Below are 22,872 nucleotides of genomic sequence, written 5' to 3' on the forward strand. Positions count from 1 at the left end.
CCTCCCTCGGCGGAGCGGGCGGCGGCCCGGCCGCTTTGCGCGGTGCGCGGAGCCTTCGCCGTACGAAAGGATGTGCCCATGACACCGAGATTCCGGCCGCTCCGGGCCGTGCTGCCGGCCGTGACGACGGCTCTGGCCCTGGCGGCGACGGGATGCGGCACGGAGCGGGCGCCCGGCGCGGTGACGGCGGGCCGGAGCACCTCCGCCGCTCCGGCCCCCGACCGGGCGGAGTTGGAGGCGCGGGCGGGGGCCCTGCAGACCGTCGTGGAGCATGTGTGGGTGACCGAGGCCGCGGGCTACACGCTGGCGCGCCAGTCGGTCGGGGTGATCGGCGACGACGGGTTCGGCAGCGTCTACACCACGCCCGAGGGCGGGCGGATCCAACTGTCGGTGGAGCGCCGCCCGCACGCCGTGGCCGACTGTACGGAGCATCCCGCGCCCGCCGGCGGCCAGGAGCCCGTGGTGACCTGCGAGCGGCAGGGCGGACAGTGGTACCGCGCCACGGCGTCGGGCCACGCGTACGCCCGGGAGCAGGCAGGACTCGTGGTCACGGTGAGCGGCACGCTCCGGGACGTGGACCGGGCGACGCTGCGGTCGGCCTCGCTGCTCGCCCACCGCGCCGACGACCACGAGCTGGACCAGGTGCTGCCACCGGCCGGGGAGGCCTCCGGGCGGCAGCCGGTCGAGCGCGGCGACCTGCCGCCGGTGGGCGACGGAGCCCCCAACAACGACGTGGGAGCGAGTGGCTGATGGATCTGACGATCAGGGTGGCGGAGCCCGGCGAGTACGCCGTCCTCGGCGAGATCATCGCCGAGGCGTATCTCGGCGAGAATCTGCTGGACGGCCCGCAGGACCCGTATCTGCTCAAGCTGCGGGCGGTCGGACAGCGCGCGGCCGAGGCCGAGGTCCTCGTCGCGCTCGACGCGCACGGGGCGGTGCTCGGCGGTGTGACGTATGCCGCACCGGGCACCCCGTGGCGCGACATCGCCGGTCCGGACGAGGCCGAATTCCGGATGCTGGCCGTGGCCCGCGAGGGGCGCGGGCGGGGCGTCGGAGAGGCCCTCGTGCGGGCGTGCGTCGAGCGCGCCCGGTCCGCCCACGGGGTGCGGGCGCTGGTGCTGTCGACGCAGCCGGCCATGCTCGGAGCCCATAGGATCTACCGTCGGCTCGGCTTTCTGCGGACCCCCGAACGGGACTGGGAACCGGTGCCGGGCCTGCGTCTCATGACCTTCCGGCTGGAGCTGGGGGCGGTCCTTCGAGGGGCGTAGTGAATCGTCGCGACACAACATGTGGGGGCCGCATCATCTGGCGGCCCCCACATGTATGCTCGACCTCGCTGTCGCCGCAGGGGAATCCGGTGCGAATCCGGAACTGTCCCGCAACGGTGTGATCGGTGCGCTTTTGCGCACCTACAAGTCCGAAGACCTGTCGACAGCGCGTCCGGCTCGACCGAACCGGACGCCAGACGTCCGGGCCTCGCGGACAGGCCGGTGGACGCCGTCAGTTGTGCTGCCCTGCCCCGGGTTTCGCGCTGCCCGGCTCCCCCGCCTTCTGCCGGCCCCTGCCGAGCGAGGGAAAGCCCAGTGACCATCGCGCCCGCCGATCCGGTTTCAGCCACCGAATCCGCTGCCTCCACCACGTCCGGAGCAGGCACGAACGACGGACCCGGGACCGCTTTGCTGCGGACCCTGACCGACCTCACCGTCGATCTTCCCGACACCGACCCCGGACGGGTCGCCGCCGCCGCGCTGCGCGGGCGCAACGCCCGTTCCGACGAGGCCGAGCTGCGCTCGCTGGCCACCGAGGCCGCCGCCGGGCTGATCTCCGAGGACCCGGCGTACTCCCGGCTCGCCGCCCGGCTGTTGACCCGCACGATCGCGGACGAGGCCGCGGGGCAGGGCGCGACGTCCTTCGCCGCCTCGGTCGCCGTCGGGCACCGCGAGGGCCTGATCGCCGACCGCACCGCCGCGTTCGTGGAGTCGCACGCCAAGGCGCTGGACGAGCTCGTCGAGCGGGCGCTGGCGGACGGCGCCGACGACCGCTTCGGCTACTTCGGTCTGCGTACGCTGCACAGCCGCTACCTGCTGCGCCACCCGATCACCCGCCAGGTCATCGAGACCCCGCAGCACTTCATGCTGCGCGTGGCCGCCGGCCTCGCCGAGGACGACTCGGTGCGGGCGCTGGACGAGGTCGCCGCGCTGTACGGGCTGATGAGCCGGCTGGACTACCTCCCCTCCTCCCCCACGCTCTTCAACTCCGGCACCCGGCACCCGCAGATGTCCTCCTGCTACCTGCTGGACTCACCGAAGGACGAGCTGGACTCGATCTACGACCGCTACCACCAGGTGGCGCGGCTCTCCAAGCACGCGGGCGGCATCGGTCTGTCGTACTCCCGCATCCGTGCCCGGGGTTCGCTGATCCGGGGCACCAACGGGCACTCCAACGGCATCGTGCCGTTCCTCAAGACGCTGGACGCCTCCGTCGCGGCGGTGAACCAGGGCGGCCGCCGCAAGGGCGCGGCGGCGGTCTACCTGGAGACCTGGCACGCGGACATCGAGGAGTTCCTGGAGCTCCGCGACAACACCGGTGAGGACCAGCGGCGTACGCACAACCTGAACCTGGCGCACTGGATCCCGGACGAGTTCATGCGCCGGGTCGACGCGGACACCGAGTGGTCGCTCTTCTCCCCCGCCGAGGTGCCCGAGCTGGTCGACCTGTGGGGCGACGCGTTCGACGCGGCCTACCGCGCGGCCGAGGCCAAGGGCCTGGCCCGCAGGACGATTCCGGCGCGTGAGCTGTACGGCCGGATGATGCGGACCCTCGCGCAGACCGGCCAGGGCTGGATGACGTTCAAGGACGCCTCCAACCGGACCGCCAACCAGACGGCCGAGCCGGGCCGGGTCGTTCACTCCTCGAACCTGTGCACGGAGATCCTCGAGGTCACCGACGACGGCGAGACGGCCGTCTGCAACCTGGGTTCGGTCAACCTCGGCGCGTTCGTGGCCGACGGCTCGATCGACTGGGAGCGCCTGGACGCCACCGTGCGGACCGCCGTGACCTTCCTGGACCGGGTCGTCGACATCAACTTCTACCCGACCGAGCAGGCCGGGCGCTCCAACTCCCGCTGGCGGCCGGTGGGCCTGGGCGCGATGGGCCTCCAGGACGTCTTCTTCCAGCTGCGCCTGCCGTTCGACTCGCCGCAGGCCCGCGCGCTCTCCACGAAGATCTCCGAGCGGATCATGCTGGCCGCGTACGAGGCGTCCTGCGACCTCGCCGAGCGCTCCGGCCCGCTGCCCGCCTGGTCCGAGACCCGGGCGGCGCGCGGTGTGCTGCACCCCGACCACTACGACACCGAGCTGAACTGGCCGGAGCGCTGGGACGCCCTGCGCGCCCGGGTCGCGCAGACCGGCATGCGCAACTCGCTGCTGCTGGCCATCGCGCCGACCGCCACGATCGCCTCGATCGCCGGGGTGTACGAGTGCATCGAGCCGCAGGTCTCCAACCTGTTCAAGCGCGAGACGCTCAGCGGTGAGTTCCTCCAGGTCAACGCCTACCTGGTGGACGAGCTGAAGAAGCTCGGCGTGTGGGACGCCCGCACCCGCGAGGCGCTGCGCGAGGCGAGCGGCTCGGTGCAGGGCTTCGCCTGGATCCCCGAGGACGTGCGGGCGCTGTACCGCACCGCGTGGGAGATCCCGCAGCGCGGCCTGATCGACATGGCGGCGGCCCGTACGCCGTTCCTCGACCAGAGCCAGTCGCTGAACCTGTTCCTGGAGACGCCGACGATCGGCAAGCTCTCCTCGATGTACGCGTACGCCTGGAAGCAGGGGCTGAAGACGACGTACTACCTGCGTTCGCGCCCGGCGACCCGGATCGCCCGTGCCGCGTCCGGACAGGCGGCGGCCGCCGCCCCCATTCCCGTACAGCAGGCTTCGGCTCCCGACGCGGAGGCCATCGCCTGCTCCCTCGAAAACCCCGAGTCCTGCGAGGCCTGCCAGTAATGAGCACCGACGACACCAAGAACCTGCTCGACCCGGGCTTCGAACTGACCCTGCGTCCCATGCGCTACCCGGACTTCTACGAGCGCTACCGGGACGCGATCAAGAACACCTGGACCGTCGAGGAGGTCGACCTCCACTCGGACGTCTCCGACCTCGCCAAGCTGTCGCCGGGCGAGCAGCACATGATCGGCCGGCTGGTGGCGTTCTTCGCGACCGGTGACTCGATCGTCTCCAACAACCTCGTGCTGACGCTGTACAAGCACATCAACTCCCCCGAGGCGCGGCTGTACCTGTCGCGGCAGCTCTTCGAGGAGGCCGTGCACGTCCAGTTCTATCTGACGCTGCTGGACACCTATCTGCCCGACCCGGACGACCGGGCGGCGGCGTTCGACGCGGTCGAGGAGATCCCCTCGATCCGCGAGAAGGCCCAGTTCTGCTTCAAGTGGATGGACTCGGTCGAGAAGATCGACCAGCTGGAGTCGAAGGCCGACCGCCGCCGCTTCCTGCTGAACCTGATCTGCTTCGCGGCCTGCATCGAGGGGCTGTTCTTCTACGGCGCCTTCGCGTACGTGTACTGGTTCCGCTCGCGCGGTCTGCTGCACGGTCTCGCCACGGGCACCAACTGGGTGTTCCGTGACGAGACGATGCACATGAACTTCGCGTTCGAGGTCGTGGACACCGTCCGCAAGGAGGAGCCGGAGCTCTTCGACGACGCGCTCCAGCAGCAGGTCACCGACATGCTGAAGGAAGCGGTCGAGGCGGAGCTGCAGTTCGGCCGCGACCTGTGCGGCGAGGGCCTGCCGGGCATGAACACCGAGTCGATGCGCCAGTACCTGGAGTGCGTCGCCGACCAGCGGCTCGCCCGCCTCGGCTTCCCGACGGTGTACGGCTCGGAGAACCCGTTCTCCTTCATGGAGCTCCAGGGCGTCCAGGAGCTGACGAACTTCTTCGAGCGCCGCCCGTCCGCCTACCAGGTGGCCGTGGAGGGCTCGGTCGGGTTCGACGACGACTTCTAGACCCTCGCCCAACTGCCGAGGTAGGGGCGCCGCGCGGCCGTGACCGGTTGCGCGGCGCTTTCCGTTTCCGGGGGCCCGGCCGCCCGCCGCCCCCGTTCCGCCACCCGCAGCTGGCGGTCGATACGGCGTTCGCGGGCGACGCCGAGGGCCACGGGCGCGAGGACGAGGGCGAAAAGTGCCGCTACGACCAGGTAGTTCAGGAATGTGTTCATGCCTCTACTCTGGACCGCCGGAACGAAATTCATCAGTGGCAGGACTGCCATGGGGCATCAAATAACTGCCACACTGGGTCCATGCTGACCAATGTCGCCGCCCTCCTCCTCGACGAGGTCCACCCCTTCGAACTCGGCGTCCTGTGCGAGGTGTTCGGACTCGACCGCAGCGAGGAGGGGCTGCCCGTGCACGATTTCGCGGTGGTCTCCGCCGAGGGCCCCGTCCTCAACACCCACGCGGGCTTCACCATCACCACGCCGCACGGCCTGGAGCGGCTGGAGGAGGCCGACCTCATCGCCGTGCCGGCGGGCAGCAACTTCATGGAGCGGGACTACCCCGAGGAGCTCCTCGACGCGCTGCGCCGGGCCGTGGAGCGCGGCTCGCGGGTGCTGAGCGTCTGTTCGGGGGCGTACGTCCTCGGCGCGGCCGGGCTGCTGGACGGCCGCCGCTGCACCACCCACTGGCGGCACGCGGCGGAGCTGTCCCGGCGCTACCCGAAGGCCATCGTCGAGCCGGATGTGCTGTACGTGGACGAGGGCGCGGTGATCAGTTCGGCGGGCACCGCCGCCGGGATCGACGCCTGTCTGCACCTGATCCGGCAGGAGTACGGCCAGGACGCGGCCAACACCCTCGCCCGGCGCATGGTGGTGCCGCCCCACCGGGACGGCGGCCAGGCGCAGTACATCAGCCGCCCGCTGCCCCGGAACGCCTGCGACACGGTCGGCTCGACGCTGGCGTGGATGGACCAGCACCTCGACCAGGAGATGAGCGTGGAGCAGCTGGCCGCGCAGGCGCACATGTCGCCGCGCACCTTCGCCCGGCGGTTCCAGCAGGAGACCGGGACCACGCCGTACCGCTGGCTGCTGCGGCAGCGGGTGCTGCTGGCCCAGCATCTGCTGGAGACCTCCGACCGGACGGTCGACACGATCGCGGGGCAGACGGGCTTCGGTACGGCGGCGACGCTGCGACACCAGTTCGTGCGGTCACTGGGCACCACGCCGAACGCCTACCGCCGCACCTTCCGGGGTCCGTCGGGCACGGCCGTGCCCGACGTCGCCTGAGCGCCGCCGGGCCGGGATCCTCCGGGGAGGGTCAGATACCGCAGCTGGACGCCGCCCAGTGGCGGTTGGGCCCCTGGTTGACGTGCACGTGGTCGCCGTGGCCCGGGTAGCCGGGGCCGAGGATGCCCCGGAAGCCGTGGTAGCGGGCCTGCTTGGCCAGCGTGCACAGGGAGTGCGGCGAGACGCCGAGGTCGACCGCGTCGCCGTACATGTGACGGCTGTTGGAGGCTCCGCCGACGGCCGCGTTGCAGGAGACGGAGCGGAAGCCGCTGGTCACCCGGATGGACTGGTCGCCCAGCGCGTGGCGCAGCGCCTCCAGCTTCCACATGCTGCTCAGCGCGTTGGCCTTGGCCGTGCCCGCCGCGACCTTCCCGCCGGCCCAGGTGCTGTTGCACTTGTTGAGCTCGGGGTACGTGAAGTGGATCGGGGTGCAGTCGTTGTCCTGGAGCGCGTAGAGCTTGGACTGGGTGGCCGGTCCGGCGACCCCGTCCGCGGCCAGCCCGTAGGCCGCCTGGAACCGCTTGACGGCGGCGGTGGTGGCGGGGCCGTAGGAGCCGTCGATCGCCAGTACCGCGTTGTAACCCGGGTAGCCGGCGACCCGGATCTGGAGCTGGGTGACGTCGTTGCCGGTGGCCCCGGACTTCAGGGTGCGGGTCCAGGTGTAGCAGCCGTCGGCCTGCGCGGTACCGGCGGTCAGCACCACCCCGCCCAGCGCAAATGCAATGGTCATGACAAATCCGAGCAGAACGCGTGCGGTGCGTCTCAGCACAGGGGGTCTCCCTCTGAACGTCACGGTCGATGTTCACGCGAGCCTGTCCCAGCCGGTCAACGCGCGTCAACTACCCCTGAGCAAACGACAGTTATCTGCCAAGCGGCCCCGAAAAAGCGGCAGGGGCCCGGCGCCGCACCTCAGCGCCGGACCCCTGCCGCAAACGTCCTCAGTCGTTCGGGACGACCTCGTAGCGCGGCGTGCCCTCGTCCATCTGCCGCAGCGCGTCCTTGCGCTCCCGCTTGGAGAGGCGGTCGATGTAGAGGTAGCCGTAGAGGTGGTCCGTCTCGTGCTGGAGGCAGCGCGCGAAGTAGCCGCTGCCGCGCACCTTGACCGGATTGCCCTGCGCGTCCTGTCCGCGCACCACCGCGTAGTCGGGGCGGGCGAGCGAGGCGTACGCGGTCGGCACCGAGAGGCAGCCCTCGTTGGAGTCGTCCAGCACCCGCGCCTCGGGGGCGAGCTCCTCCAGGACCGGATTGCAGATGACGCCGGTGTGCCGCTTGCCGTCGTCGTCGGGGCAGTCGTAGACGAAGACCTTCAGGTCCACGCCGATCTGGTTGGCGGCCAGGCCGACGCCCTCGGCCCTCTTCTGGCTGGCGAACATGTCGTCGATCAGCCGCGCCAGCTCGTCGTCGAACGCCGTGACGTCCTTGCACTCCTTGTGCAGCACCGGGTTGCCCACGACCGTGATCGGACGGGAGGTGCCGCGCTCGCGGTAGGCCGCCTCACGCTCCTCGCAGTCCTCGGTGTCGACGAGGAACCCCTCGTCGTCCACGCCGATCCGCCCGTCCGTCTCCTGCTGCGACATGTCCGCCGTACGCCTTCCTGCAAAACCTGAACTCGGTGACCCCGCCGAACCCCGTCAGAACCCGGGAACCACGGGAGGGACAGCACCGCGATCGGTGCGCGTACAGCCTACGGGCAGCGGTCAGCAGACTTCTTCGAGATCCCGCCACTCCCGGCTGTCCGGACTGTCGGCGACCCAGCCGTCCAGCAGCCCGCGCACCAGACCGGCCGGGGCCGCGAGACCGCACTCGCGCTCCGGGACCCACAGGTCTCCGGCGCCCGCGGTGCGGTGGCCCAGCGGCCCGGGGTGGCCCGGCTCGCTGTGGTCGTGCGGGTCCAGGTGCTCCCCGTCGCCCTCGTCGCTCTCCATCCGGCTCTCCGAGCACGCCCGGCACAGCAGCCGTACGGAGGAGGACCAGTCCTCGGCGGCGAACCCGGCGTCCGAGGCCAGCTTCTCCAGCGCGTCCCGGTCGTCCTCGGTGGCCGCCTCCAGCAGCACCACCCAGGTCGGCACCGGGGAGGGCGCCCACAGCTCGATCTCGTCGAACACCGGATACGAGGGCCCGGCCGCGGTGACCCGCTCGCCGTTGGGCACCCCGTCGTGCAGGACGACCTCGCCCCAGCGCCGCCCGGAGGACGGCAGCGGGATCGAGAGCACCTCGATCCGGGCCGGGTCGAGCCGGCGGCCCCAGACCACCTCGGCCTCGCCCTCCGGCGAGAGCCGCACCGCCGCGCTGCCCAGCTCCATGCCGGTGGGCTCGGTGGTGGCCCCGTTGTGCTGGCTGCCGCCGGGGACCTTCAGTCCGTACGCCTGCCAGGCGCGCCGCGCCAGCGGCCAGTCCTGGAGCGCGGTGGCCGCGATCCCGACGTTCCACCAGTCCGGGGCGCCGGACTCCCGGTCGAGCAGCGCGACGGCCCGCAGGCCCGCCGCCCTCGCCTGCTCCCAGTCGTGCCGGAACTTGTGCAGCAGCGCCAGATTGAACCAGGACTCCGAGAGCCAGGGCTCCAGATCCGCCGCGCGCGTGAGCAGCGCCCCCGCGTCCTCGTACCGGCCGTCGCCGATCAGCGTGAACGCGCGGTCCGTGGCCTGCCGCCAAGAGGCGGACGGCCGATGCCGTACCTTCCCGAAGATCCTCACGATTCCCGCCTGTCCCGACTGGACACCCTCGTCATCCGCTCTGCTTTCGCATCCAACCATGCCCGGCCGGACGCCCGCTCATTACCCATGGGTTACCCAGCCCCGGCCGAGGTCAGACCGCCCCGCGCGAGGACTCGTCCCAGCGCCTCCACCACCTGCGGCTGGTGGTCGTGCCCCGTGCCGAGCCTGAGCTGCTCCAGCGCGCCGAGCGGCCCGCCCACGCATTCCCCACGCAGGTCGTCGTATGCGTTGACCGTCCTGACGATCCTGGCGGCGGGCAGCTGTTCCCGGTACGGATCGGCCTGCTGCTCCACCACCGCCGCGACCGCCGGATCGACCCCGGTGCGGCGGACCACCGCCCCGCCGAGCAGGGCGATCCGGCGCTGCTCGGCAGCGGGCAGCCGGGCCGTCGCACCGCCGGCGACCGGGTCCAGGAGGGAGAGCTGGCCGATGTCGTGCATCAGGGCGGCGTGCTCCAGCACGGTCAGCTGCGGCCCGGTCAGCCCCAGCTCCCGCCCCACGGCGGTGGCGAGCGCGGCGACCCGGCGGGCATGGCCGGGCGGGGTGTACCCGGCGACCTCGGTGGCGCGGGCGAGCGAGGCGATCGTCTGCCGGTAGGTCGTGCGGACGGCCGCGTACCGGCGTACGGAGATCTGCGTGAGCAGCAGCGGCCCGGACAGCACCACCAGTGCCCACGGCCCGGCGGCCGCGACGCCCAGCGCCATCACGACCCCGGTCGCGCCGATCGCGGGCCCGATCCCGGCGAGCGCGCGCACCTCGTCGGCCAGGAGCGATCCGTACGCGGGTGGGGCGCCGGGCCCTTCGGAGCGGGCCGCCGACCGCGCGAGGAGGGCGGCCAGCAGGGCGTCGCACAGGGCGGTCAGCGCCAGGACCGCGAGCGGGAACAGCGCGAAGCGGGCCCCGTCACCGAACCAGCGCACCGCCTGCCCGGAGTTGTACAGCGGCTGGAAGCAGACCGCCGCGAAGCCCACGGTCAGGGTCCGGCGGGCGGCCCGGTCCGGGTCCACGCGATGGCCCCGCGCCAGCCGCGGGGCGGCGGCGAGCGCCTGCGCGGCGACCACCACGGCGATCACCTGGAGGGCCCCGTGCGTGGTCGGCGAACCGGCGCTGTCCCCGAGCAGGGCGTACGCGAGGGCCCCGGCGGCCCCGATCGGCGCGGGCTCCCGTCCCCCGGGGGCGACGCTTCGGCGGACCGGTTCCCCGGCGGCGACCAGCAGCCCGAAGGCCAGGGCGTGGCCCGGTCCGGCGAGTCCGTGCACCAGGGTGTGGGCGAGCGCGACGAGGGCGAGGAGGAGCGCGGCCCCGCGCACCGTGCGGACGGCCGGGGCGGGCAGGCCGCTCCCGGGCCGGGCCCTCACCGGCGGCGGTCCCGGGACGGCCCGGGGAGGGGAACGGCGGGCGGTCCCGCCGACCGGGCGGCGGGCACCGCTCCCGGGCCGCGAGGGGGCCCGGGAGCGGCGCCGGGCGGCTCGTCGGCCGTGACGGCGGTGTCGGCGGCGCTCCAGCCGTGCCGGTCCAGCGCGCGGTCCAGCGCGCGCACCATCCGGGGGTCGAACTGGCTGCCCGCGCACCGCTTCAGTTCGGCGAGCGCGGCGGACACCGGGCGGGCCCGGCGGTAGGAGCGGGTGGAGGTCATCGCGTCGAAGGCGTCGGCGACGGCGACGACGCGGGCGAACTCGGGGATGCGCGGGCCGCTGAGCCCGTACGGATAGCCGCTGCCGTCGAGCCGTTCGTGGTGGTGCAGGATCGCGTCGCGGGCCTCGTCCAGGAAGCCGATGCCCCGGACGATCTCGTGCCCGTACTCCGGATGCAGTTCCATGATCCGCCGCTCCTCGGGGGTGAGCGGACCGTCCTTGCGGAGCACCCGGGTGGGCACGCCGAGCTTGCCGACGTCGTGCAGGATCCCGGCGAACCGGAGCCCCTCCACCCGGCTCTCGTCCATGCCGAGTTCACGGGCGATCAGGACGGAGGCCCGGCCGACCCGCTCGCTGTGGCCGCGGGTGTAGGCGTCCTTGATGTCGACGGCCTGGACCAGCGCGCGGATGGTGGCCCGGTGGGCGGCCTGTTCACGGTGGTACTGGGCGAAGACCCAGCAGGAGAGGTACATCGGCAGCAGTACGAGGAGCGCGGAGAGCGGGCCGTACGGGCTGCGCCACAGGACGGCCATCATCAGCCCGGCGAGCGCGTGCGTCAGATGCGGCCCGAGCGCGCGCGGCAGCAGTCCGCAGGCGGTGCGGTGCACCGGCCGGCGCTCGGCCGCCGCGAGAATGACGCCGTCCAGCGCGGTGAGCACCAGGCTGAAGGCGATCGACGCGGCGCAGGCGGGCAGCAGGGCGCGCGGGAAGTCCGGGGCCGTTGCGCCGCCGCCGAGCGTCGCGGGGCCGCCGAGAGCGGTGTGCACCCAGGAGCCGGCGGCGCAGGTGAGGGCGAGCTGAGCGGCCCGCCAGATCCGCCGGGCGGCGTACGGCGGCTGTTCCACCCCCCCGGCCAGTGAGCCGGCCGCCGCCACCAGCGCGGCCGCGGCGGGCGGCAGCAGGAAGGCGGCGGCGAGCAGGATCGGCAGGAACGATCCGGCGGCGACCGGTCCGGAGCCCGTGGCGGGAGAGCGGCGGCCGATCGGCCCGCAGCCGAGGCCGAGGGCGGCGAGCAGGGCGGCTGTGCTCCACGGAACCGGGGCGCCGGGGGCGAACGCGGGAAGCGTGCACCAGATCGCGCAGAGCACGGCGGTCAGGATGCAGGCACGTGCCGCCGCCGGTGTGCCCCTCACGCGCGCACTCGCCCCCCAGCATGGTCGATGGACGCGCCACGCTAGCGAGTTGCGCGGCTCACCGAGCCACTACGGGATCCGATTAGCACATTCGGGTGACTATTCGGCGGCGGTCGCCGACCGGTCCGTGTCCTGCACGGTCACGTCCTGATCGGGCACGGCCTCGCCGGCCCGGATCAGGTCGATCCGGCCCATCACCTTGGAGCGCAGGTCGGTCGGGACGTCGTCCTGTCCGCAGCAGCGCTTGACCAGCTTCTTCACGGCCTGCTCGAGGCCGTACTTCTCCAGGCACGGGGAGCACTCCTCGAAGTGCACCTCGAATTTGGTGCAGTCGCCCTCGGGCATCTCCCGGTCGAGAAACTCGTAGAGATGGTCGAGGACCTCCGAGCAATCCGTCTCGTGCGGCTCTCCGCAGCTCATGAGGCCGAGCCCTTCCGATCGTCCGAGTCACCGGCACCGGCCGCGACGAGCCCGCGCTCACGGGCGTAGTCCTCCAGCATGCCGCGCAGCTGACGACGGCCGCGGTGGAGCCGGGACATCACCGTGCCGATGGGGGTCCCCATGATGTCCGCGATCTCCTTGTAGGCAAAGCCCTCGACATCGGCGAGATACACGGCGATGCGGAACTCCTCGGGAATCGCCTGGAGCGCCGACTTCACATCGGAGTCCGGGAGATGGTCGAGCGCCTGGGACTCCGCCGAGCGCAGACCGGTCGACATGTGCGACTCGGCCCGTGCCAGCTGCCAGTCCTCGATCTCCTCGGCGGCGCTGCGCTGGGGCTCCCGCTGCTTCTTGCGGTACGAGTTGATGAAGGTGTTGGTGAGAATGCGGTACATCCACGCCTTGAGGTTGGTGCCCTCACGGAACTGGTGGAAGGAGCCGTACGCCTTGGCGTAGGTCTCCTGGACCAGGTCCTCGGCATCGGCCGGGTTGCGCGTCATGCGCAGCGCGGCCGAGTACATCTGGTCGAGAAAGCCGAGGGCGTCCCGCTCGAAGCGCGCGTTGCGCTCGGCGGACGTCTCCGGTGCACGGCCGTCGTCGGTCCCTGTGTCGGTCCCAGTGACCGGACCCACCTCCTCCAACGATGTGGCGGAGCCGAAACCGGACCCGCTCGCATCGGAGAATAGTCGACCTTGCTTCGAGACGGGCTGTCGATCAGCACCGCCCGAGGGCCGCTCGTGGCTGGTCCTCGCCGCAGGCAGCACGGTCCACTCCAGGTCAGCGGCGTTCGAGCGGCTGGGGCAGATGGTCGAACCCATGCGACGGACTCCCTCTCCACGTACGACGTTGTTGTACCGACGTCCCGAACAACAGCGCCCCGGGGCGGAGCATTCCCGGGGCGCGTGGCCACGGGCGTGAGGCCCGGGTCACCCGGGGCGTGTCGGTCATCCGAGTGACGTGAGCCACCCGGCGACCGCCTCGGTGAGGACGCCCATCGCCTGCTCCTCGGTCAGCCCGGACCTCTTCGGCACCGCGAACCCGTGGTCGCCGTAGGGCACTTCGGCCAGCTCGTAGGGACCGGGCGGGAACTCCTCCGGCCGCCCGAACGGGTCGTTGCCGCCCTGCACCACCAGCGCGGGCACTCCGGCGCCGAGCAGCTCGTCGGCGCGGGACTTCTCGGGCCTGCCCGGCGGGTGCAGCGGGAAGCTGAGCGCGAGGACGGCGGCCGCGCCCAACTCGGTCGCCGTCCGGCAGGCGACCCGGGCCCCGGCGCTGCGGCCCCCGGCGACGACGGGCGGCCCGGCGGCGGCCAGGGCGGGCCACAGACCGCGCCAGCCGGTGTCCAGGGTCCTGGGAGCGGGGGCCAGCTTCTTGCCGGCCACCCGCCAGGGCTGCTCCACCAGGGCGACGGTGACGCCGTGTCCGGGCAGGGCGGCGGCCAGGGCCCGCAGATCGCGGGCCTCGATGCCGCCGCCCGCCCCGTGGCTCACGGCCAGCACGAGGCGGGGCGCGGGCGCGGGGACCCAGGTGATCCTGGCCTCACCGGCGTCGGTGGTGACGTTCTGCGTACTCCGTTGGCGGCTCACGGGGCCATCCTCCCCCGCGCCCCTTCAGAACAGCGTGGACTCCCCCGCGCCCCTTTCAGAACAGCGTGGACTCCTCCGGCGCGGCCAGCTCCTCCAGCAGTTCGGGCCCGTTGTTGCGGACGTTGCTGACGGCGGTGGCGACCGGGTAGGCGCGCATCAGTCCGCCGGGCGGGGGCTCCAGCAGCGCCCGCAGCTCGTCGAGGCCCGTGTGCGTGGGGTCCAGCCAGGTGTCCCAGAGGTCGGGGGTGAGCATCAGCGGCATCCGGGGGTGGATGTCGGCGAGGGCGCCGGGCCCCTCGGCCGGGGCGACGGCCAGCGGTGTGGTCTCCGCCTCGGTGGTGATCACCGAGCAGGTCACCCACCAGGCGTTCTCGTGGTCCTTGGGCAGGGTCGCGTCGCGCCAGAACTCGTACAGTCCGGCCATCGCGAAGACGGACCCGTCGGCCGGGGTCACGAAATACGGCTGCTTGCGGGCCCGCTTCTTGCCCTTCTTCTCCTCCAGCTGCCGTTCCTCCGGGCCGGTGACCCACTCGTAGTAGCCGTCGGCGGGCAGGATGCAGCGGCGCTGGGCGAAGGCGCGGCGGAAGGAGGGCTTCTCGTGCACGGTCTCCGCGCGGGCGTTGATCATCCGGGCGGCGCCCTCGGGGGTCTTCGACCAGGACGGGACGAGTCCCCATTTCAGGGCACGCAGCTGGCGAACCGGACGCTGGTCGTCGGCGTCCTTAACAGGACGCTCCAGAACCGCGTAGACCTCTTTGGTCGGCGCCACGTTCCAGTCCGGCTCCAGGGTCTCGGTGGGTTCCCACTTCTCGACGCCGAAGAGTCCGGTCAGGTCCTCGGGTCGCCGGCTCGCTGCATACCGTCCGCACATAAGTGCCAGACTGCCACGACCGCCCGCCCCGACCGCAAGGAGTCGCCCGGCCGATGAACAGCACCGAATTGGGCGATCTGTGGGATCGCGTCACCGGGACCCAGTCCGCTCCCGAGCAGTGGCTGGTGGTGGTGACGGCCACCCTGGCGCTCGTCGCCGTCGTGCCCAACCCGATATGGCGGCTCGCCCGCAACACCATCACCATCGCGCACGAGGGCGGCCACGGCCTGGTGGCCCTGCTCACCGGGCGGCAGCTCTCCGGCATCCGGCTGCACTCGGACACCAGCGGGCTGACCGTGAGTCGCGGCAAGCCGACCGGGATCGGGATGATCCTCACGGCGGCGGCGGGCTACACGGCCCCCTCGCTGCTGGGCCTGGGCGGCGCCTGGCTGCTGACCAACGGCAGGATCACCCTCCTGCTGTGGGTGGCGACGGCCCTCCTCGCGGTGATGCTGGTGATGATCCGCAATGTGTACGGGGCCCTCACCGTCATCCTGACCGGCACCGCGTTCCTGCTGGTGTCCTGGCTGGCCTCCTCGGACGTCCAGTCGGCGTTCGCGTACGCGGTGGTGTGGTTCCTGCTGCTGGGCGGGGTGCGGCCGCCGTTCGAGCTCCAGTCCAAGCGGCGGTACGGGGGTGCTCCGGACTCCGACGCGGACCAGCTGGCCCGGCTGACCCACGCCCCGGCGGTGCTGTGGCTGTTCCTCTTCCACGCGGTGTCGCTGTGCTCGCTGATCGGCGGCGGCAGGTGGCTGCTGGGGTGGTGAGGGCGGGTTCGCCGCCGCGGTCCGTGCCACGGGTTCGCGACGCCGCCCCTCATGTGCCGCCCGGTTAAAGTAAGGGTCATGACCGAGAGTTCCGTGCAGCCCGTCCTCTGGCCCGCCCCCCACGCGAGCGGAGCCGTCGACGCGACGGTCACCGTGCCCGGATCCAAATCGGTCACCAACCGCGCACTCGTGCTGGCCTCGCTGGCCGCCGAGCCGGGCTGGCTGCGCCGCCCGCTGCGGTCCCGCGACACCCTGCTGATGGCCGACGCGCTGCGCGCGATGGGCGTCGGCATCGAGGAGACCGTCTCCTCCTCGTCCGCGTCCAGCCCGTCCGCCGCGGCCTCCCCCGACAGCTCCGGCGAGGCCTGGCGGGTCATCCCGGCGGGGCTGCACGGCCCGGCCGCGGTCGACGTCGGCAACGCCGGCACCGTCATGCGCTTCCTGCCTCCCGTCGCCACGCTCGCCGACGGCCCGGTCCGCTTCGACGGCGACCCCCGGTCCTACGAGCGCCCGCTGACCGGCGTGATCGAGGGGCTGCGGGCGCTCGGCGCGCGGATCGACGACGACGGGCGCGGCGCGCTGCCGCTGACCGTGCACGGCGGCGGGGCGCTGGAGGGCGGTCCGGTGGCGATCGACGCCTCGTCCTCCTCGCAGTTCGTCTCGGCGCTGCTGCTGTCGGCGCCGCGCTTCAACCAGGGCGTGGAGGTCCGGCACACCGGCACCACCCTCCCCTCGATGCCGCACATCCGGATGACCGTCGACATGCTGCGGGCCGTCGGCGCGCAGGTGGACGAGCCGGAGACGGGCGGCGAGCGGGACGTCTGGCGGGTCTCCCCCTCCGCCCTGCTCGGCCGGGACCTGACGATCGAGCCGGACCTCTCCAACGCCCAGCCGTTCCTGGCCGCGGCCCTGGTGACCGGCGGCCGGGTCACCATCCCCGACTGGCCCGAGCGCACCACCCAGCCGGGCGACGCGCTGCGCGAGATCTTCACCGCGATGGGCGGCAGCTGCGAGCTGACCGAGCACGGTCTGACCTTCACCGGCACGGGCCGGATCCACGGCATCGAGGTGAACCTCGGCGAGGTCGGCGAGCTGACCCCGGGCATCGCGGCGGTCGCGGCGCTGGCCGACTCCCCCTCCACGCTGAGCGGCGTCGCCCATCTGCGGCTGCACGAGACGGACCGGCTGGCCGCGCTGACCAAGGAGATCAACGAGCTGGGCGGCGACGTCACCGAGACGGCCGACGGGCTGCACATCCGCCCGCGCCCGCTGCACGGCGGCGTCTTCCACACGTACGACGACCACCGCATGGCCACCGCCGGAGCGGTCATCGGCCTGGCGGTGAAGGGCGTGGAGATCGAGAACGTGGGCACGACCGCCAAGACCCTGCCGGACTTCCCGGACATGTGGACCGGAATGCTCGGGGCCTAGGACATGCGCCGCTACGGGAAGAACCCCGACGAGGACGACATCCGTGTCCGCCCCAACCGCAAGGGCAACCGGCCGCGTACGCACATCCGGCCCAAGCACGAGGACGCCGAGGACGGCATGGTCCTCACCGTCGACCGGGGCCGGCTCACCTGCCTCGTCGAGGGCCGGACCGTGGTGGCGATGAAGGCCCGCGAGCTGGGCCGCAAGGCCGCCGTGGTGGGCGACACCGTCTCCATCGTCGGCGACCTCTCCGGCGAGAAGGACACCCTGGCCCGGATCGTGCGCATCGCCCCGCGCCGCACGGTGCTGCGCCGCACGGCGGACGACGACGATCCGTACGAGCGCGTGGTCGTCGCCAACGCGGACCAGTTGGCGATCGTCACCGCGCTGGCCGATCCGGAGCCCCGCCCGCGCATGATCGACCGCTGTCTGGTGGCGGCGTACGACGGCGGGCTCACCCCGCTCCTGGTGCTGACCAAGTCGGACCTGGCGTCGCCGGACAAGCTGTTGGAGGCGTACACCCCGCTCGGCGTCCCGTACATCGTGACCAGCCGTGAGGAGCTGGAGAGCGGGGGCGCGGCGGACCAGGTGCGCGCGTTCCTGAACGACCGCGTCACCGCGTTCGTCGGGCACTCCGGGGTCGGCAAGACGACGCTGGTCAACGCCCTGGTGCCGAAGGACAGGCGGCGGACCACCGGCATCGTCAACGCGGTCACCGGCCGGGGGCGGCACACCACCACCTCGGCCCTCGCGCTGCCGCTGCCCGGCGACCGGGGCTGGGTGGTCGACACCCCGGGCGTCCGGTCCTTCGGGCTGCACCACGTCGACCCGTCGCGCGTCATCAACGCCTTCCCCGACCTCCAGCCGGGCACCGAGAACTGCCCGCGCGGCTGCACCCACGACGAGAACCAGCCCGAATGCGCGCTGGACGCCTGGGTGACCGAGGGGCACGCCGACCCGGCGCGGCTGGACTCCCTGCGCAGGCTCCTCGCGACCCGGGAACGGCGCGAGGGCGACTGACGGCGCGTCCGGCCCGAATCGGCCGCGGCGGCGCGCGCATGTTTGCGAGCTTCAACGACCGGTAAAGGCATAATCGCACCGAGCGGGACGAAGCCGTCACCTATGCGGGAGGCAACTGACGATGCCCTGGCTGCTGGTCGTGGTCGCAGGACTGCTGGAGACCGGCTTCGCCGTGTGTCTGAAGCTCTCCCACGGATTCACCCGCCTCTGGCCGACGATCGCGTTCGCCGCGTTCGCGCTCGGCAGCTTCGGTCTGCTGACCCTGGCGCTGCGGAAGCTGGACGTCGGTCCGGCGTACGCGGTGTGGACCGGGATCGGGGCGGCCGGAACCGCGATCTACGGCATGATCTTCCTCGGTGACGTGGTCTCCACGCTGAAGCTGGTGTCGATCTCGCTGGTGATCATCGGGGTGATCGGCCTCCAGCTGTCCGGTTCCGCGCACTGAGGTCCGCCCGGCCCTGACGCGCCCGACCCGGCCCCGTGGGCCGCGACGCCTCCCGGACCAGGTGGAGCGCGCGGCTGTCCGCGGCGTCGTCGCCCGGCACCGGGACGATCACACAGGACAGCGCGAGCCGTAACGCGATCTCGCAGCGCCCGGCGTCGGGCGGCGTCGGGGAGGCGGCCACCATCCGGTCCCGTACCAGGGCGAGCAGCTCTCCGGGGGGCGGCGTCGGTCTCCCGCCCGTACGTCCCCGGGGGTCCGGCCGGCGGTCCGGGCGGGGCAGCCCCTCCGCCCAGTGCCCGGTGAGCAGCGCCCTGACCAGCGCGTCCCGGCGGGCGGCCCGTACGGTCCAGAGCGCGACGGCGGCCGGACGGTCGGGCGCGGGGGCGGTCAGGGCGCGGTCCACCCCGGCGAGATAGCCGTCGGCGGCCCGCCGCAGCAGGGCCCCGGCCAGTCCGCCCTTGGTGCCGAACTCGTTGTAGAGGGTCTGCCGCGAGACGCCGGCGAGGGTCGCGACGTCGATCATGCGCACGGCGCGCCAGGGCCGGTCGGCCAGCGCCCGCTGGGCGGCGTCCAGCAGTGCCTGTCGCGCTGTCGGCATCCTCGCCCCCGCCCCTCGACCCTGCGGTTCAGAGTTGACGCGCTCCCGGGCACTGTCAAGGGTGCGCGTCACGGGCGGCGGCGGGGGCGCTGTAGCCCGCGCCCGGCGGCGCTGGATACTGTGACGGCATGCCCGACTACCACGATGATCTGCGCCTCGCCCACGTGCTGGCGGACGCCGCCGACGCGACGACGATGGACCGGTTCAAGGCTCTGGACCTCAAGGTCGAGACGAAGCCGGACATGACGCCGGTGAGCGAGGCCGACAAGGCCGCCGAGGAGCTGATCCGGGGCCACCTGCATCGGGCCCGCCCACGCGACGCGATCCTGGGCGAGGAGTTCGGGATCGAGGGCACCGGCCCACGGCGCTGGGTGATCGACCCGATCGACGGCACCAAGAACTACGTGCGCGGTGTGCTGGTGTGGGCGACGCTGATCTCGCTGATGGAGGCGGGCGAGGACGGCTTCCAGCCGGTGGTCGGCCTGGTCTCGGCCCCCGCGCTGAACCGGCGCTGGTGGGCGGCGAAGGGCGCGGGCGCGTTCACCGGCCGCAGCCTCACCTCCGCGAGCCGGATGCACGTGTCGAAGGTGGAGCGGATCGCGGACGCCTCGTTCGCGTACTCCTCGCTGTCCGGCTGGGAGGAGCAGGGCCGCCTCGACGGTCTCCTGGACCTCACCCGGGCCTGCTGGCGGACGCGGGGGTACGGGGACTTCTGGCCGTACATGATGGTCGCCGAGGGTTCCGTGGACATCTGCGCGGAGCCGGAGCTGTCGCTGTGGGACATGGCGGCGAACGCGATCATCGTCCAGGAGGCGGGCGGGAGCTTCACCGGCCTGGACGGGGTCCCGGGTCCGGGCGGCGGCAACGCGGCGGCTTCGAACGGGACGCTCCACGACGAGCTGCTGGGATATCTGAACCAGCGCTACTGACCCGTTCGGCGGGCGTAGGGGAATCGCGAGGGGCGTGCCGCACCACCGCACGCCCCTCGAAGGGCATTCGCCACGCCTTGTCGGCGTCCTCCAACAGTGCGACTCTGAGAGCCCCCCTACTTGTGAACTTGTGAATCGGCTCACGCAGTCGCTTCACGAAGGAGGTGGCTCCTTTCATGCTCGTCCGTGACGCCATGAGCACGGTGGTCCTCACCATCGGCCCGACCCACACCCTCCGCCAGGCCGCCCGGCTGATGTCGGTACGCCGTGTCGGAGCAGCCGTCGTCCATGACCCGGACACCTGCGGATTCGGCATTCTCACCGAGCGCGACATCCTCAACGCCGTCGGGGCGGGCCAGAACCCCGACGTCGAGACCGCCTCCGGCCACACCACCACCGACGTGGTCTTCGCCGCGCCCGTCTGGACCCTGGAGGAGGCGGCAGCGGCCATGACGCACGGCGGCTTCCGGCATCTGATCGTGCTGGACGGCGACGGGCCGGTCGGCATCGTGTCGGTGCGCGACATCATCCGCTGCTGGGCGCCGGCCGGACGCCATCCGGTGGAGCTGGTCGGCTGAGCGGCCCCCTGCGGCGCGAGCGCCCTCCCGCGGACACACCCCCTGCGGGGCGGGCACGGGAGCGCACGAAGTGCGGGGCGGGACAGCTCGATCCGCTGCCCCACCCCGCACCCGTCGTCCTGCGGATCAGCCGCGCAGGGCCTGAACCGCCGCTTCCAGTCGCTTGCCGAAGTCACCGTCGGCCTGGCGGAAGTTGTTGATCGCGCGCTCGGCGATGTCGTCGCGCGAGACCTGGGCGATGAACCCGGCGAGGTTCTCGATCAGACGGGACTTCTCGTCCTCCGAGTAGAGCCGGTAGAGGTTTCCGGCCTGGACGAAGTCGCTGTCCTCGGCGTGGCTCGGAGCCTCGTGGTTGCCGGTGTCGCCGGTGACCGGGGTCGACTGCCACAGCGGGCGGTCCGTCTGGAACGGGCCGCCGAAGCTGTTCGGCTCGTAGTTCTTGGCGCCCCGGTGACGGCCGTCGTAGAGGAAGCCGTCCCGGCTGTTGGTACGCGCCTCGGTGGCGTGCGGGCGGTTCACCGGCAGGTGGTCGGCGTTGATGCCGACGCGGTAGCGGTGGGCGTCGCCGTACGCGAAGAGACGGCCCTGGAGCATCTTGTCCGGGGACGGGCCGATGCCCGGCACGAAGTGCGCGGGGCTGAAGATCGACTGCTCGACCTCGGCGAAGATGTTCTCCGGGTTGCGGTTGAGCTCCAGCTTGCCGATCTCGATCGGCGGGTAGTCCGCGTGCGGCCACACCTTGGTGAGGTCGAACGGGTTGAAGCGGTAGGTGGCCGCGTCCGCCGCGGGCATGATCTGGACCTGCACCGTCCAGGACGGGAACTCACCGCGCTCGATCGCCTCGCGCAGATCGCGCTGGTGGCTGTCGGGGTCGACGCCGGAGAGGCGGTTGGCGTCGTCGGTGGTGAGGTTCTTGATCCCCTGGTCGGTCTTGAAGTGGTACTTGACCCAGAAGACCTCGCCGGCCTCGTTGTTCCACTGGAACGTGTGGGAGCCGTACCCGTTCATGTGACGCAGGGTGGCCGGAATGCCGCGGTCGCCGAAGAGCCAGGTCACCTGGTGCGTCGACTCGGGCGACAGACCCCAGAAGTCCCAGACGTTGTCCGCCTCCTGCGAGCCGGTGTACGGGTCGCGCTTCTGGGTGTGGATGAAGTCGGGGAACTTGATGGCGTCCTTGATGAAGAACACCGGGGTGTTGTTGCCGACGAGGTCGTAGTTGCCCTCCTCGGTGTAGAACTTCAGCGCGAAGCCGCGGGGGTCGCGCACGGCGTCGGCGGAGCCGAGGTTGCCCGCCACCGTGGAGAAGCGCAGGAAGGTCTCGGTCTGCTTGCCGACCTCGGAGAGGAACTTCGCCCGGGTCCACTGCGAGACGTCGCGGGTCAGCGTGAAGGTGCCGTACGCACCCGCGCCGCGGGCGTGCACGATGCGCTCCGGAATGCGCTCACGGTTGAAGTGGGCGAGCTTCTCCAGCAGCGCCTGGTCCTGGACGAGAACCGGACCGCCGGCGCCCGCGGTCTCGCTGTTCTGGTTGTCGGCGACCGGCGCGCCGGCCTCCGTGGTGAGCGGTCCCTGCGTCACGTGCGCCTCCTGCGTCATGTCCTGCACTTCGGTGATCGGCCGGCTTCCGTCGCCGGCCGATGTTCCGCACAGCCTGTCCCTTGGCGTATGCCGGTCCCGATCCTACAATGGACAATGTCTAAGTCAAGTGAGCATCCAAAGTCACACCCGATCGGGACTCGGTCCCTCCACTGTTAGGCTGGGCTGCATGAGTGACCTGCTGGAACGACTTCGCGGACGCGGCTGGCGCATGACGGCGCAGCGGCGTGTCGTGGCCGAGGTCCTCGACGGGGACCATGTGCACCTGACAGCGGACGAGGTCCACGCGAGGGCCGTTTCCCGGCTGCCCGAGATCTCGCGCGCCACCGTCTACAACACCCTCGGCGAGATGGTGTCCCTCGGTGAGGTGCTGGAGGTCTCCACCGACCGCCGGGCCAAGCGCTACGACCCGAACGCGCACCGCCCCCACCACCACCTGGTGTGCGCCCGGTGCGGCGCCATCCGGGACGTGCACCCCGCGGGCAATCCGCTGGCGGACCTGCCGACGGACGAGCGCTACGGCTTCATGGTCTCCGGCGTCGAGGTGACGTACCGCGGCATCTGTCCGAGCTGCGCCGCCACCGCCTGAGCCCGTGAAGGGGGCCCGCCTCCGGGCGGGCCCTTTCGCGTTCCGCCGCTTTCCGTCCGCGGACACGACGAAGGCCCGGATCCCTGGGGATCCGGGCCTTCGTCTTGCAGTAGCGGGGACAGGATTTGAACCTGCGACCTCTGGGTTATGAGCCCAGCGAGCTACCGAGCTGCTCCACCCCGCGTCGGTGAATGCAACATTACGTCAGCAGGTCGAACGGTGCAAATTCCTTCGCACCGGCCCCGGGGCACG

At 72.1% G+C, this 22,872-nt stretch carries 24 protein-coding genes, 1 tRNA gene and 1 riboswitch; of the genes, 12 read left to right on the top strand and 13 right to left on the bottom strand.

All coding sequences use genetic code 11. The features are described from left to right. Positions 1 to 78: 78 nt before the first annotated feature. The 4 genes from ACH4UK_RS09590 to ACH4UK_RS09605 all read left to right on the top strand — a co-directional run bounded on the left by ACH4UK_RS09590 (position 79) and on the right by ACH4UK_RS09605 (position 5,014). Positions 79 to 750 (top strand): hypothetical protein, encoded by a 672-nt coding sequence (locus tag ACH4UK_RS09590; protein ID WP_398355460.1) that lies wholly within the window; start codon positions 79 to 81, stop codon positions 748 to 750. Next, a complete protein-coding gene (locus tag ACH4UK_RS09595; RefSeq protein WP_398355461.1) occupies positions 750 to 1,268 on the top strand; it encodes a GNAT family N-acetyltransferase in 519 nt (172 codons plus the stop codon). Before ACH4UK_RS09590 ends, ACH4UK_RS09595 begins: the two co-directional genes overlap by 1 nt. A 43-nt stretch (positions 1,269 to 1,311) precedes the next feature. Beyond that, a riboswitch (cobalamin riboswitch) is annotated at positions 1,312 to 1,448 on the top strand. Positions 1,449 to 1,583: 135 nt separating this feature from the next. Further along, positions 1,584 to 3,998, top strand: a complete 2,415-nt coding sequence (locus ACH4UK_RS09600) for a ribonucleoside-diphosphate reductase subunit alpha (protein ID WP_398355462.1) — start codon at positions 1,584 to 1,586, stop codon at positions 3,996 to 3,998. Beyond that, positions 3,998 to 5,014 carry a ribonucleotide-diphosphate reductase subunit beta gene (locus ACH4UK_RS09605; RefSeq protein WP_398355463.1) on the top strand — a complete coding sequence of 339 codons (1,017 nt, stop codon included), beginning with the start codon at positions 3,998 to 4,000 and terminating at the stop codon, positions 5,012 to 5,014. The genes ACH4UK_RS09600 and ACH4UK_RS09605 overlap by 1 nt, the downstream gene beginning before the upstream one ends. Here ACH4UK_RS09605 and ACH4UK_RS09610 read toward each other — a convergent pair. Beyond that, the gene (locus ACH4UK_RS09610) at positions 5,011 to 5,226 is read right to left on the bottom strand and encodes a hypothetical protein (protein ID WP_398355464.1); all 216 of its coding nucleotides are present in this window, start codon (positions 5,224 to 5,226) and stop codon (positions 5,011 to 5,013) included. The genes ACH4UK_RS09605 and ACH4UK_RS09610 overlap by 4 nt on opposite strands. A gap of 81 nt (positions 5,227 to 5,307) precedes the next feature. On the opposite strand from ACH4UK_RS09610, the gene ACH4UK_RS09615 reads away from it, so the two are divergent. Continuing rightward, complete coding sequence (locus tag ACH4UK_RS09615; RefSeq protein ID WP_398355465.1) at positions 5,308 to 6,288, top strand: helix-turn-helix domain-containing protein; 981 nt, start codon at positions 5,308 to 5,310, stop codon at positions 6,286 to 6,288. Between the two features lie 31 nt (positions 6,289 to 6,319). Here the strand turns inward: ACH4UK_RS09615 and ACH4UK_RS09620 are convergent, their stop codons facing one another. From ACH4UK_RS09620 to ACH4UK_RS09660, 9 genes are all read right to left on the bottom strand, one after another. Then, a complete protein-coding gene (locus tag ACH4UK_RS09620) occupies positions 6,320 to 7,057 on the bottom strand; it encodes a D-Ala-D-Ala carboxypeptidase family metallohydrolase (protein WP_398355466.1) in 738 nt (245 codons plus the stop codon). A gap of 169 nt (positions 7,058 to 7,226) precedes the next feature. Then, on the bottom strand, positions 7,227 to 7,865 hold the full coding sequence (def, locus tag ACH4UK_RS09625; RefSeq protein WP_398355467.1) for a peptide deformylase: 639 nt from the start codon (positions 7,863 to 7,865) through the stop codon (positions 7,227 to 7,229). 120 nt (positions 7,866 to 7,985) lie between these two features. Then, positions 7,986 to 8,981: a tetratricopeptide repeat protein gene (locus tag ACH4UK_RS09630; protein WP_398355468.1), complete on the bottom strand. Its 996-nt coding sequence runs from the start codon at positions 8,979 to 8,981 to the stop codon at positions 7,986 to 7,988. A 92-nt stretch (positions 8,982 to 9,073) separates the two neighbouring features. After that, a complete protein-coding gene (locus tag ACH4UK_RS09635; RefSeq protein WP_398355469.1) occupies positions 9,074 to 10,360 on the bottom strand; it encodes an HD-GYP domain-containing protein in 1,287 nt (428 codons plus the stop codon). Beyond that, entirely contained in the window at positions 10,357 to 11,769 is a 1,413-nt protein-coding gene (locus ACH4UK_RS09640) for an HD-GYP domain-containing protein (RefSeq protein WP_398355470.1), read from the bottom strand. The genes ACH4UK_RS09635 and ACH4UK_RS09640 overlap by 4 nt, the downstream gene beginning before the upstream one ends. Before the next feature lie 99 nt (positions 11,770 to 11,868). Continuing rightward, positions 11,869 to 12,189 (bottom strand): mycothiol system anti-sigma-R factor, encoded by a 321-nt coding sequence (gene rsrA / locus ACH4UK_RS09645; RefSeq protein ID WP_006127465.1) that lies wholly within the window; start codon positions 12,187 to 12,189, stop codon positions 11,869 to 11,871. After that, positions 12,186 to 12,842 carry a sigma-70 family RNA polymerase sigma factor gene (locus tag ACH4UK_RS09650; RefSeq protein ID WP_007458152.1) on the bottom strand — a complete coding sequence of 219 codons (657 nt, stop codon included), beginning with the start codon at positions 12,840 to 12,842 and terminating at the stop codon, positions 12,186 to 12,188. The genes rsrA and ACH4UK_RS09650 overlap by 4 nt, the downstream gene beginning before the upstream one ends. Positions 12,843 to 13,154: 312 nt before the next feature. Then, the gene (locus ACH4UK_RS09655; RefSeq protein ID WP_398355471.1) at positions 13,155 to 13,796 is read right to left on the bottom strand and encodes an alpha/beta family hydrolase; all 642 of its coding nucleotides are present in this window, start codon (positions 13,794 to 13,796) and stop codon (positions 13,155 to 13,157) included. Between the two features lie 55 nt (positions 13,797 to 13,851). Next, the gene (locus ACH4UK_RS09660; RefSeq protein ID WP_398355472.1) at positions 13,852 to 14,667 is read right to left on the bottom strand and encodes an SOS response-associated peptidase; all 816 of its coding nucleotides are present in this window, start codon (positions 14,665 to 14,667) and stop codon (positions 13,852 to 13,854) included. A gap of 53 nt (positions 14,668 to 14,720) precedes the next feature. On the opposite strand from ACH4UK_RS09660, the gene ACH4UK_RS09665 reads away from it, so the two are divergent. From ACH4UK_RS09665 to ACH4UK_RS09680, 4 genes are all read left to right on the top strand, one after another. Next, positions 14,721 to 15,434 carry a M50 family metallopeptidase gene (locus ACH4UK_RS09665; RefSeq protein ID WP_007458146.1) on the top strand — a complete coding sequence of 238 codons (714 nt, stop codon included), beginning with the start codon at positions 14,721 to 14,723 and terminating at the stop codon, positions 15,432 to 15,434. A gap of 78 nt (positions 15,435 to 15,512) precedes the next feature. Further along, complete coding sequence (aroA, locus tag ACH4UK_RS09670; RefSeq protein WP_398355473.1) at positions 15,513 to 16,865, top strand: 3-phosphoshikimate 1-carboxyvinyltransferase; 1,353 nt, start codon at positions 15,513 to 15,515, stop codon at positions 16,863 to 16,865. Positions 16,866 to 16,868: 3 nt separating this feature from the next. Next, positions 16,869 to 17,885 (top strand): ribosome small subunit-dependent GTPase A, encoded by a 1,017-nt coding sequence (gene rsgA / locus ACH4UK_RS09675; RefSeq protein WP_398355474.1) that lies wholly within the window; start codon positions 16,869 to 16,871, stop codon positions 17,883 to 17,885. A gap of 121 nt (positions 17,886 to 18,006) precedes the next feature. After that, positions 18,007 to 18,330, top strand: coding sequence for a multidrug efflux SMR transporter (locus ACH4UK_RS09680; RefSeq protein ID WP_073740048.1), 324 nt, complete (start codon positions 18,007 to 18,009; stop codon positions 18,328 to 18,330). Here the strand turns inward: ACH4UK_RS09680 and ACH4UK_RS09685 are convergent. Then, entirely contained in the window at positions 18,287 to 18,928 is a 642-nt protein-coding gene (locus tag ACH4UK_RS09685; protein ID WP_398355475.1) for a TetR/AcrR family transcriptional regulator, read from the bottom strand. The two genes, ACH4UK_RS09680 and ACH4UK_RS09685, sit on opposite strands and share 44 nt — an antisense overlap. A 128-nt stretch (positions 18,929 to 19,056) precedes the next feature. Between ACH4UK_RS09685 and hisN the strand changes: the two genes are divergently transcribed. Together hisN and ACH4UK_RS09695 are read left to right on the top strand one after the other, a co-directional pair. Further along, positions 19,057 to 19,857 carry a histidinol-phosphatase gene (gene hisN, locus ACH4UK_RS09690; protein WP_398355476.1) on the top strand — a complete coding sequence of 267 codons (801 nt, stop codon included), beginning with the start codon at positions 19,057 to 19,059 and terminating at the stop codon, positions 19,855 to 19,857. 176 nt (positions 19,858 to 20,033) lie between these two features. Further along, positions 20,034 to 20,435, top strand: coding sequence for a cyclic nucleotide-binding/CBS domain-containing protein (locus ACH4UK_RS09695; RefSeq protein WP_398355477.1), 402 nt, complete (start codon positions 20,034 to 20,036; stop codon positions 20,433 to 20,435). 126 nt (positions 20,436 to 20,561) lie between these two features. On the opposite strand, the gene ACH4UK_RS09700 is transcribed toward ACH4UK_RS09695, so the two are convergent. After that, on the bottom strand, positions 20,562 to 22,031 hold the full coding sequence (locus tag ACH4UK_RS09700; RefSeq protein ID WP_398355478.1) for a catalase: 1,470 nt from the start codon (positions 22,029 to 22,031) through the stop codon (positions 20,562 to 20,564). 169 nt (positions 22,032 to 22,200) lie between these two features. On the opposite strand from ACH4UK_RS09700, the gene ACH4UK_RS09705 reads away from it, so the two are divergent. After that, positions 22,201 to 22,620, top strand: a complete 420-nt coding sequence (locus tag ACH4UK_RS09705; RefSeq protein ID WP_398355479.1) for a Fur family transcriptional regulator — start codon at positions 22,201 to 22,203, stop codon at positions 22,618 to 22,620. A 110-nt stretch (positions 22,621 to 22,730) separates the two neighbouring features. Here the strand turns inward: ACH4UK_RS09705 and ACH4UK_RS09710 are convergent. After that, positions 22,731 to 22,804: transfer RNA gene (locus tag ACH4UK_RS09710), tRNA-Met, on the bottom strand. Positions 22,805 to 22,872: the final 68 nt, after the last annotated feature.

It is taken from the genome of Streptomyces sp. NPDC020884 (assembly GCF_044333935.1).
Lineage (GTDB): Bacteria > Actinomycetota > Actinomycetes > Streptomycetales > Streptomycetaceae > Streptomyces.